This window comes from Buchnera aphidicola (Pemphigus populi) (assembly GCF_964058935.1).
In the GTDB taxonomy this organism is placed as follows: Bacteria; Pseudomonadota; Gammaproteobacteria; order Enterobacterales; family Enterobacteriaceae; genus Buchnera_C; species Buchnera_C aphidicola_D.
Genome location: NZ_OZ060372.1, coordinates 325,537 through 337,098 on the forward strand (window position 1 = coordinate 325,537; position 11,562 = coordinate 337,098).

10 protein-coding genes are annotated in these 11,562 nt (G+C 24.5%); 4 read left to right on the forward strand and 6 right to left on the reverse strand.

Annotation, left to right across the window (positions count from 1 at the left end):
- Positions 1–78 precede the first annotated feature (78 nt).
- The 4 genes from cmk to serS all read right to left on the reverse strand — a co-directional run bounded on the left by cmk (position 79) and on the right by serS (position 4,923).
- Positions 79–765, reverse strand: coding sequence for a (d)CMP kinase (gene cmk / locus AB4W65_RS01365; protein ID WP_367673384.1), 687 nt, complete (start codon positions 763–765; stop codon positions 79–81).
- 147 nt (positions 766–912) lie between these two features.
- Positions 913–2,193 carry a 3-phosphoshikimate 1-carboxyvinyltransferase gene (gene aroA, locus AB4W65_RS01370; protein WP_367673825.1) on the reverse strand — a complete coding sequence of 427 codons (1,281 nt, stop codon included), beginning with the start codon at positions 2,191–2,193 and terminating at the stop codon, positions 913–915.
- Positions 2,194–2,251: 58 nt separating this feature from the next.
- Positions 2,252–3,337, reverse strand: a complete 1,086-nt coding sequence (serC, locus tag AB4W65_RS01375) for a 3-phosphoserine/phosphohydroxythreonine transaminase (RefSeq protein WP_367673385.1) — start codon at positions 3,335–3,337, stop codon at positions 2,252–2,254.
- Between the two features lie 290 nt (positions 3,338–3,627).
- Positions 3,628–4,923, reverse strand: coding sequence for a serine--tRNA ligase (serS, locus tag AB4W65_RS01380; RefSeq protein WP_367673386.1), 1,296 nt, complete (start codon positions 4,921–4,923; stop codon positions 3,628–3,630).
- Positions 4,924–5,382: 459 nt separating this feature from the next.
- Here serS and trxB point away from each other — a divergent pair, with 459 nt between their 5' ends.
- The 4 genes from trxB (at position 5,383) to AB4W65_RS01400 (ending at position 9,732) form a co-directional block, all read left to right on the forward strand.
- Positions 5,383–6,348, forward strand: coding sequence for a thioredoxin-disulfide reductase (trxB, locus tag AB4W65_RS01385; RefSeq protein ID WP_367673387.1), 966 nt, complete (start codon positions 5,383–5,385; stop codon positions 6,346–6,348).
- 290 nt (positions 6,349–6,638) lie between these two features.
- Positions 6,639–6,857 carry a translation initiation factor IF-1 gene (gene infA / locus AB4W65_RS01390; RefSeq protein ID WP_367673388.1) on the forward strand — a complete coding sequence of 73 codons (219 nt, stop codon included), beginning with the start codon at positions 6,639–6,641 and terminating at the stop codon, positions 6,855–6,857.
- A gap of 346 nt (positions 6,858–7,203) precedes the next feature.
- The gene (gene aspS / locus AB4W65_RS01395) at positions 7,204–8,976 is read left to right on the forward strand and encodes an aspartate--tRNA ligase (RefSeq protein WP_367673389.1); all 1,773 of its coding nucleotides are present in this window, start codon (positions 7,204–7,206) and stop codon (positions 8,974–8,976) included.
- Between the two features lie 24 nt (positions 8,977–9,000).
- On the forward strand, positions 9,001–9,732 hold the full coding sequence (locus tag AB4W65_RS01400) for a YebC/PmpR family DNA-binding transcriptional regulator (RefSeq protein ID WP_367673390.1): 732 nt from the start codon (positions 9,001–9,003) through the stop codon (positions 9,730–9,732).
- 70 nt (positions 9,733–9,802) lie between these two features.
- Here AB4W65_RS01400 and znuB read toward each other — a convergent pair whose 3' ends face one another.
- Positions 9,803–10,594 carry a zinc ABC transporter permease subunit ZnuB gene (znuB, locus tag AB4W65_RS01405; RefSeq protein ID WP_367673391.1) on the reverse strand — a complete coding sequence of 264 codons (792 nt, stop codon included), beginning with the start codon at positions 10,592–10,594 and terminating at the stop codon, positions 9,803–9,805.
- A 33-nt stretch (positions 10,595–10,627) separates the two neighbouring features.
- Positions 10,628–11,344, reverse strand: coding sequence for a zinc ABC transporter ATP-binding protein ZnuC (gene znuC, locus AB4W65_RS01410; RefSeq protein ID WP_367673392.1), 717 nt, complete (start codon positions 11,342–11,344; stop codon positions 10,628–10,630).
- Positions 11,345–11,562 lie beyond the last annotated feature (218 nt).

An 11,562-nucleotide genomic window follows, 5' to 3' on the forward strand; every position in this document is an offset into this window, starting at 1 on the left:
GTCGATTTAGCTTCATGCCAAATTAGTGTTATTTGTATGATTTATGATATCCTTATCATAAAATTATAATATTAAATTTCATGTTAAATTTAATTTAAATTTTTTATATATGAATTGTATGGAAGTATTAAATACTTCTTCAATGCTACTATTAGTAGAATTTATTATAATAGCATCTTTTGCTACTAATAAAGGAGAATATAATCTTTTACGATCCCGTTGATCTCGTTCTTTCATATCGAATAAAATCGTATTAAAATTAGCATTAATGCCTTTATTATGCAACTCTAGAACACGCCTTTTTACCCTGATATTAATATCAGCATCTAAAAAAAATTTAATCTTAGCATCTGGAAAAATCACTGTACCCATATCACGTCCATTAGTCACTAAACCTGGAAATCTTCTAAACATTTTTTGTTTATCAAACAATAATTTTCTAATATAAGGTAAAGTAGCAATTTTTGATGAAAGATTTGCAATATCTTGTAGCATTAATTTTTTTTCTAAAATTTTATTAGAAATAATATTTTTTAGAATATTGTTTTCAAAAAATAAATAAGAATTTAAATGTTTTTCAATAATATGAATATTTTTTATACCAATGGAAATTTTATTTTTTAATATAATAAACGATACCAATCTATATATAAAACCAGATTCAAGAGAATTCCATTTCAACGCTTCAGCAATATTCTTACAAAGAATACTTTTTCCAGCCCCACTAGATCCATCAATTGTAATTACAGGAGCTAGTTTTTTCATTGATAATCCTAAGATATATAAGAAAATTTATTTAAGTATTGTACAATAATGAAATAACACTTGATAATAAAAATATTATTGCGTAATAAAATCATTAAACTGATTTTTTAATAAATATTCATCACTAACATACAGTAAAATTGTTAATTAAAAACTAATGCTTGATAACATAGGAAAATAGTTAGGAAATGTTTTTGAAGTACATGTTGGATTTAAAATAGTAACGGAAATATCAGCAAGTGCAATTAAAGAAAAACACATGGCTATTCGATGATCATTATAAGTTTCAATTTTAGCATTTAAAAATTTTTTTGGCGGAGAAATAGATATGTAATCTTTTCCTTCTATAATCTCTGCTCCGATTTTTCTTAATTCGGTAGACATTGCGGTTAATCTATCAGTTTCTTTCACTCTCCAATTATAAATGTTACGAATAACAGTAGTTCCTTTAGCAAATAATGCTACCATGGCTACTGTCATTGCTGAATCAGGTATATGGTTCATATCTAAATTAATCGCTTTTAAATTATTTTTAGTACATGAAATAAAATCAGATCCCCAATTTATTATAGCTCCCATGGATTTTAATACGTTAGCAAAATCTATATCTCCTTGTATACTATTTGATCCAATTCCACTTACACATACTGTACCACCTTTTATAGCTGATGCTGCTAAAAAATATGAAGCTGAAGAAGCATCTCCTTCTATCCAATACTTTCCAGGAGATCGATATTTTTGATTCCCTTTTATAAAAAAAGTACTATAAGCGTTATTTTTAATATATACGCCAAATAATCTTATTATGTTTAAAGTTATGTCTATATAAGGCTTAGAAACTAATTCTCCTTTAACGCAAATTTCTGTATCTAATGGAGCAAAAGGTACTGCCATTAATAATGAACTTAAAAATTGACTAGAAATACTCCCATCTATGATCAATTTTCCACCTAAAAAACCTCCTTCAATATTAATAGGAGGGTATCCATCATTCTCACAATATTTAATACAAGCTCCACCTTGCCTTAAAGCATCTACCAAATGATCAATAGGCCTTTCTTTCATTCTATTATCACCAGTAAGTATAATGTTATTTTTTTCTAAAGATAACAAAGAGACTAATGGTCTCATAGCAGTGCCTGCATTTCCTAAAAATAAAGAACATTTTTTTTTAATATTAAATGGTGACCCACGACCATACACCTTACATGTTGTATTATTATTAGACATGATATATTTAATACCTATTTTTTTTAAAGCATTGAGCATATATCTAGTATCGTCACTATCTAATAAGTTATTTAAGTATGTATTTCCATCCGCTATAGCAGATAATAATAAAACCCTATTAGAAATACTTTTGGAACCAGGTAACTGTATATTTCCATTAATATAGGTAATAGAATTTAAGGTTAAAGAATCCTGAATATTCAAAATAATCTCCGTATAATTAAATTAATATTTAAATTCAATACTGTAAAAGTAATTAGACATATTTATCTTCAAAGTCAATCATAAATTTTGCTAATTTTTCAACTCCTTCTATTGGCATGGCATTATAAATAGATGCTCTAAAACCTCCTACTATGCAATGTCCTTTTAAAGCATGTAAACCGTTATCATAAGATTCTTTTAAAAACAAATTATTTAAATTATTATTTAACAATTGAAACGTAACATTTGTATTAGACCGATTAATATTGTTTATATTATTAATATATAAATTGCTATTATCTATTGTTTTATATAATAAATCTGCTTTATTGTTATTTATTTCTTGAATTTTTTTAATACCACCTATATTCTTTAACCATTTAAAAATTAATCCAGAGATGTACCAGGAAAAAGTTGGAGGAGTGTTAAACATCGAATTATTATTCGATAATATTTGATAATTTAATATAGAAGGTGCAATATTATTATTTTTTAATAAATCATCTCGAATGATGACTAATGTTATTCCAGCTATTCCAATATTTTTTTGTGCACTAGCATAAATAAGACCATATTTTTTTATATTAATAATCCGAGATAAAATCATTGAAGAAAAATCACCTATAATGATCTTATCATCAAAACTAGGTTCTTCATAAATAGCAATACCATCAATAGTTTCATTTGGACAATAATGAATATACGCAGATTGTGACGATATTTTCCAATCATATATAGATAAAATAGCGTTTGTTTTATTAAATTTTTTTCTAATATTAATAACATTAGGTGTGCAATATTTTTCTGCCTCTATACGCGCAGCTTGAGACCAATAACCACTCTCTATGTAATCAGGGTTACAACTAGATTGATTTAATAAATTTACAGGAATAGCAGAAAATTGGCCTCGAGCTCCTCCTTGACAAAATAATACTTTATAATTAGATGGAATTTCTAGCAACTCCCTTAAATCTTCTTCAGTTTCTCTTACGAATCTAAGAAAATACTCACTACGATGACTGATTTCCATTACTGATGTACCCAATCCTTTCCAATTACATAAATCTTGCTTTATTCGATTCATTACTGGAATCGGCAACATTGCTGGACCTGCACTAAAATTATAAATTTTTTCCATTATTTTTATCTCTTTTTTAAATTTATAATTTTTACATTAAATAAAAATTTATACATACATACATTTAAAGAAAAAAAGTTTTTATTACAACCTATTATATTGATTTAATTAAATTAATGGTCATCAATAGAGTTAATTATTATTATTATTAATAATAAATACGTATTATTATGAATATTATTTACAATAAAATTATTAATGTAGAATTTAAAATAAAGTTTTTCTCAAATAAAATTATTATTTTTAATATATATTAAATATTTCATATATATCATTAGTTCAACGTGATACTAAGAGATAAATTCTAAACCATTCATATAAGGAACTCTTAACACTTCAGGTATTTCAATGACACCATGATCACACTGATAGTTTTCTAAAACCGCTGCTAATGTTCGTCCTATAGCTAATCCCGAACCATTGACAGTATGAATAAAATAATTTTTTTTATCTTTATTGCTATAAAAACGCGCTTTAATACGACGAGCTTGAAAATCTGACATATTAGAACATGAAGAAATTTCTCGATAAATATTTTGACTTGGAAACCATACTTCTAAATCATATGTTTTAGTTGCAGCAAAACCTATATCTCCTGAACATAACAATACTTTTCTATATGGTAATTTTAATAACTGTAGTACTTTTTCTGCATGATTAGTTAATTCTTCTAATGTTTCCATAGATTTATTAGGATGCGCAATTTGAACGATTTCTACTTTATCAAATTGATGCATACGGATCAAACCTCTAGTGTCTTTTCCATAAGAAGCGGACTCTGAACGAAAACAAGGGGTAAGAGAAGTTATTTTGATAGGTAATTCTTTTTCTTTTAAAATTGTATTTTGTACTAAATTAGTCAATGGCACTTCTGCAGTTGGTATCAACACATAATTTTCTTGGTTACTTTTTTCAGATAAATAGTTTGTGTAAAATAAATCATCACTAAATTTAGGTAACTGACCAGTGCCATATAAACTTTTACGATTAACTAAATATGGTACATTAGTTTCTATATATCCATGTTTTTTTGTGTGTAAATCTAACATAAATTGACCTAGAGCACGATGTAACAAAGCAATTTTCCCTTTCATAATTACAAATCTAGATCCAGATACTTTTGCTGCTGTACTCCAATCAAAACCATTTAAATGGTTCCCTAAATCAACATGATCTTTAACAAAAAAATTATATCTTTTTATCTTCCCCCATCGCAGGATTTCTTTGTTATTCATAGATACCATACCATCAGGTATATCATTATCAGGTATGTTAGGTAAGTCTATTAAAAAATTATCAAGTTGTTTCTTTAATTTATCAAATTCTAATTTAGCGATACTTAAATCTTGATTGATTTTGTTCACTTTCTCTATTAATAATTGCATATCTTTGTGTATATGTTTTTTTTGTCCAATTAATTTTGACAATTTATTGCGATTAAATTGTAATCTTTCAGTTTTTATTTGTGATGCTTTTCTTTTTTCCTCCATAGATAAAAATTTTTTTACATCTAAAAGAAAACCGCGTCGTGCTAATTTTTTAGCAATTAATTGAGGTTCATTGCGTAATAGATTATAATCAAGCATAATATATTTTAGTATGTGTATATTATATTAATAACAGTGAGTATTTTTTATAATTAAATATTAATCTAATCATTATTCGTAATATAGACGAATTATTTTATTGATATATGTCATATATATCATGATTTTCTGTATATAATAATTTTAATATGTTAAATTATTTATTTTATTTTAAATTTATCTTTAAAAAGAAAATAATATGATAAAATTTCATATATTAATTTAATAATTAAAATATTTTTAATAATTGATTTTTAAAATAATTTATTAAATAGATTTCAATAAAAATTCCTAATGTATAAAATAATTAGCAAGGAAATCAACTTATTAATTCGTAAATATTAATTTTTGATTAATAAACTATAATAATATCATAAACCATATATTGTAATTTGTTCCTTTTATGGTTACTATGAAATAAAAATATAATATCTTATATGTATAAAAATGATAGCATAAATGAAAAAAAAAATGAATAACCATAAAAGGTTAATTATAATTGGTTCTGGTCCAGCAGGATATACTGCAGCAATTTACGCATCGCGAGCTAATCTAAAACCAGTATTGATTACAGGACCCAATCCTGGTGGACAATTAATGAATACTGATACAATTGAAAATTGGCCTGGAAATTATGGAAAATTAACTGGTTTAAAATTAATGTATAAAATGAATCTGCATGCAAAAAAATTTAGCACATATATTTTAGAAGATACAATTAAAAATGTTAATTTTAAAATAAAACCTTTTTACTTCATTACAGAAGATAAAAAAGAATATACATCTGACGCTGTTATTATTGCAACCGGTGCATCACCTCGTTATTTAGGATTGCCATCTGAAACTATATTTAAAGGGAAAGGAGTATCATCATGTGCTGTTTGTGATGGATTTTTTCATAAAAATAAAAATATTGCTGTTGTGGGAGGTGGAAATACAGCCATAGAAGAAGCATTATATTTATCTAATATAGCTTTCAAAATTCATCTTATTCACAGAAAAAAAACATTTCGAGCAGAGAAAATATTAATATCTCGTCTTTTAAAAAAAGTTAACGAAAAAAAAATTATTTTACATACAGATTTTTTTATAGATGAAATATTAGGTGATAAAAATGGTGTTACTGGAATACTTATTAAAAAAATGAGTAATATAAAAGAGTTTAAAATATTAAGTATATCTGGATTGTTCATAGCTATAGGACATGTTCCTAATAGTAATTTATTTAAAGATCAATTAGAAATGCATGATGGTTACATAAAAGTAAATTTTAACCTTCATGGAAACTCAACTGAAACCAGTATTCCAGGTGTTTTTGCTGCAGGAGATGTTATAGATCATGTATACAGACAAGCTATTACTTCTGCTGCAACCGGATGTATGGCTGCATTAGATGCCGAACGTTATTTAGACAAAATAAACTAATTTATTGCCTAAAATTATTATAAAATGGAACATATATTCTGCATAAAAATATTAAAGAAAATTATATGTACATATAAATATTATAATTTAGTTTGGTATATTGTATATAAAATATATTTATGTTAAATAATTTTAATATCTTTGCTATATCAATAGCACTTTATTATTAATATTAAGTGCTAAAAAATATTAATTTAAAATATATTCTTATATAGTGTTATATATATTATAATTGATTTCATATTTTTATAAATCAGCAAAAACTATCAAAATTAAATTTAGAGAATTCAATGACAAAAGAAGAAAATATAGAAATGCAAGGTGTTGTAATCGATACATTACCAAACACCACATTTCGAGTAGAATTAGAGAACACACATATTATTATTGCTCATATATCAGGAAAAATGAGAAAAAATTATATTCGTATATTAACTGGAGATAAAGTTACGGTAGAACTTACTCCATACGATCTTAGTAAAGGTAGAATTATATTTAGAAGCAGATAATAATCAATTCTCTTTATGGTATTTATAAAGTTATTATTTTTTATAATAATGTTATTCTTTTAAAGGAAATGTTTATTTTAAAAATAATTAATATATTTACTCTCTAAGAGTTATCTTATAAATAACATAAAAAATAATATAGATTGTTATTTTTTTATTTTTTAAATAAATTATATTCTTATACTTATTTTTAATAAAAATATTGTTTATTTTATAATTGATCTAGTTTTAAAATAAGTAAGATCCTCTAGACTATATTATAAAAATTTTTAAAATATTTAAAATTATAAAAATAGCATAATTTTTTATATAAAAAAAGAAAGTATATTTGTATTAAAGGAAAATAATGAGAACGAAATATTGTGGAGAATTAAGATTATCAGATATTGATAAAAAAGTAATTCTGTGCGGTTGGGTTAATAAAAGTCGTATGTTTGGAAATATTCTTTTTATTGATATGCGTGATCAAGAAGGTATTATTCAAATTTTTTTTGATTCCAAAACAATATGTTTTCAAGATGCTTTAAGGCTTAAAAATGAATTTTGTATCCAAGTAAAAGGCATAGTTCGAGAAAGAGAAAAGAAAAACAAAAATCCTAATTTAAATACTGGAGATATAGAAGTATTTGCATATCAATTAATAATTATAAATACCTCTGATATTTTACCTATAGATTACAAAAAAAATAATACCGAAGAACTACGTTTAAAATATAGGTATTTAGATCTTCGTAGATCTGATATGATAGAAAAAATTAAAATAAGAAATCATATCTATTATATCGTAAGATCTTTTATGAAAAAAAATAGATTTTTAGAAATTGAAACACCTATATTAACAAAACCAACACCTGAAGGTGCTAGAGATTATTTAATACCTAGTCGTGTACATCCAGAAAAATTTTATGCATTACCTCAGTCTCCTCAATTATTTAAACAATTATTAATGATTTCAGGAATTGATCGATATTACCAAATCACAAAATGTTTTCGAGATGAGGATCTACGTTCTGATAGACAACCTGAATTCACACAAATCGACGTCGAAATGTCTTTTATTAATCCCATAAAATTGCGTAATATTATGGAAAAATTAATACGTAAACTATGGATAAAAATAAAAAAAATAGATTTAAAAAAATTTCCTATAATAACCTTTAACGAGTCTTTACAACGTTTTGGTTCTGATAAACCAGACTTAAGAAATCCAATTGAATTAACGGATATTGCTGATATATTAGCATGTGATAATCATTCTATATTTTCAAAATACATAAATAATGATAATTATCGAATAGCAGTTTTATGTATTCCTGGAGGGAATATATTAAGCCGAAAAAAAATAAATTCATATATAAGTTTCGTAAAAAAGTATGGAGCACAAAGCTTAATCGATATTAAAATTAACAATATAGAATTAGAGAAAAAAGGTATGCAAGGTTCAATTGTTAATTGTTTAAATATAAAAACATTAAAAAAAATAATAAAAAGAACATCAGCAAAAAATACAGATTTACTATTATTAATGGCAGATAAAAAATATATAGTTAATAAAGCATTAGGTGCTTTACGATTAAAAATAGGAAATGATACCAATATTACTAAAAAGTTGAGTTGGAAACCATTATGGATAGTTGATTTTCCTATGTTTAAAAAACATAAATCAGGTAGCTTTTCTTCCATACATCATCCTTTTACAGCTCCTAAAAACATGTCCATCGAAAAAATAAAGGAAAAACCAGAATTAGCAATTGCTAATTCTTACGATATGATTATTAATGGATATGAAGTAGGAGGTGGTTCAGTAAGAAATTATACTAAAAAAATGCAAAAAACCGTTTTTGAAATTCTTGGTATGAATTCTGCTATTCAAAAAGAAAAATTTGGTTTTCTTATTGATGCATTGGGTTATGGAGCACCTCCTCATGCAGGTATCGCTTTTGGATTAGATAGATTGACAATGCTTTTGACCGATAGTAATCATATTAGAGACGTAATTGCTTTTCCAAAAACCACTTCAGCATCTTGTCTTATGACCAACGCTCCAAGTAACATTGATATGAATATTCTAAAAGAATTATATATTGATATCAAAAAAAACAATAAAAAATTTTTATAAGAATGATTTAGAGAATAATAAAAAATGGCAGGACATAGCAAATGGGCTAATACGAAACATCGTAAGGCTGCTCAAGATTTCAAAAAAAGTAAAATTTTTACAAAAATAATTAAAGAACTTATCGTTGCCTCTAAATCCGGAGGAGAAAATCCCGACACAAATCCAAATTTACGTACTATTATAGAAAAAGCTCTGAATTATAACATGTCTCGAAATACTATAAAAAAAACTATTAGTAAAAATATATCTATTGCTAAAAACTCTGATTTTAAAAAAACCCAATACGGAATATTTGGTAAAAAAGGAATAGCTATTATGTTAGATTGTTTAAGTAATAACAAAAATAGAACTGTTTCCGATATACGTTACATCTGTTCTAAATTTAATTTTAATTTAGTACCTATTGCATCTGTAAATCATATTTTTAAAAAACAAAGAGCAATTTTTTATTTAAAAAAACTTGACATTTTAAAAATAAAAAATATATCCATACAATATGGTGCTGAATATATTTTTAATCACAATACTCAATATGTTAAAGTAATTTCTGATATAAATTCGTTAAATATTGTTAAAAAAAAACTGAGCTCCATTAATATCAAACCCAGTTATACAGAATTATTCGTCTCCCCTTATGTTTTTCTTAGTTTAAATAAAGAAGAAAATATTATTTTTAGTAAATTCATTAAAAAATTAAAAAATAATGCAGACATTAAAAACATTTATCATAATTTAAAAATAATTAATACTGAATAAAATAAAAAATATAATTTTATTACAAATAAATATTATTTATATAAAAAAATAAAAACTAATACATGTGTACCTATTTAAAATTATAATTTTTAAAATTACTTAATAAAAAGAAAAATGATAAAAACAAAACGATAGATGGACTAGTTGGAATATCAAAAAATATAGCTATTCCCATTCCAATAGTAACTCCCAACATGCCTATACATGAAGCAAGCATAGCCATATTTTCTGGAGAAGTAGCAAATCTTCTTGCGGTAGAAGAAGGGATGATTAGTAATGCAGTTACAACTAAAGAACCTATAAATTTTATAGAAATCGCTATCACTAAAGTGGTCATTAAGATGAAAATTAAACGAATTTTAGCAATATTAATTCCATCTACTATTGCTAATTCTGGATTGATTGTAAGAAATAATATTTCTCTCCAATAAAAAATTAAAAAAAATGAAATAACAATAATAACTGATACTATAATCATTAAATCTACATCATTAACTTTTAATAAGTTTCCAAAAAAATAATTAGCAATACTAATTCTTTTTTTTTCTGACATTATGCTTAATATGATCATTCCTAAAGATAAAGCACTATGAGATATTATACCTAATATTGTATCCAAAGAAAGAAAAGAAATATGTTCTAACAAAACGATGAAACTGGAAATTAATAACAAAAAAAATAAAATCATATAAAAAGAGTTAATATTAAATAAAACTCCTACAGATAATCCTAGTAAAGAAGAATGAGATAACGTATCTCCAAAAGCAGACATGCGACGCCATACAATAAAAGAACCTAAAGGACCAGTAGCTAAAGTTAATAAAATCCCTGCTAACCATCCTGGAAAAAGTAATTCAGTCATAATTAAAAATAATTTTACCTCATATATTATGTATTAAAAATCATGATGATGATTATGTTCATGACGATATAAAGCAAAATTTTTTATTCCTGATACACCAAAGATAGAAATAAATTCTGAGTTTTTACAAACTATTTCAGGTGTACCAGAACAACATATATGTTGATTTAAACATATTACTTCATCTGTTCTTGCCATAACTAAGTTTAAATCATGAGAAACTATTAATACAGAACATTGTAATTCGTAACGAATATTATTGATTAATTTATATAAAGCAATTTGTCCCGTAATATCTATACCTTCAGTACACTCATCTAATATTAATAATTCTGGTTTTTTTAATAAAGCTCGAGCTAGTAACATACGTTGCATTTCACCACCAGATAATCTTTGTAATTGATAATCTTGTATGTGTACTATATTGATGCGATTTAAAACTGCAGTGACTAATGATCTAGTTATACCTTTAGATAATCTCATAAAACGATCTACTGTAATAGGAAGAGCTGTATTTAAATATAATTTCTGAGGTACATAACCAACTTTTAAATTTATTTTACGAAAAATTTTCCCAGAATTAGGTTTTAATAAACCTAAAATAACTTTTACTAATGTAGATTTCCCTGCACCATTGGGTCCTATTAAAGTTAGAATTTGGTTTGGTATTAAATTTAATGAAATATTTGAAAGAATACAACGATGATTGAAATTGATAAAAATATTTTTCAATTGAATTAATGAGTACATGTTTAGTATATAAAATATTAAAATTAATTAAATTATACTACCACACCAGTTTTAAAATATTTAAAACATATTGATGTTATATAATATTATATTAAAAATATTTATTTTTTATTTCTTAAAAAATATACGAATAACAATTCATATATTTAAATTATAATTTATATTATTTATTAATAAATAATATATTGATGTTATATATAACATTGTTTTTTACGTTA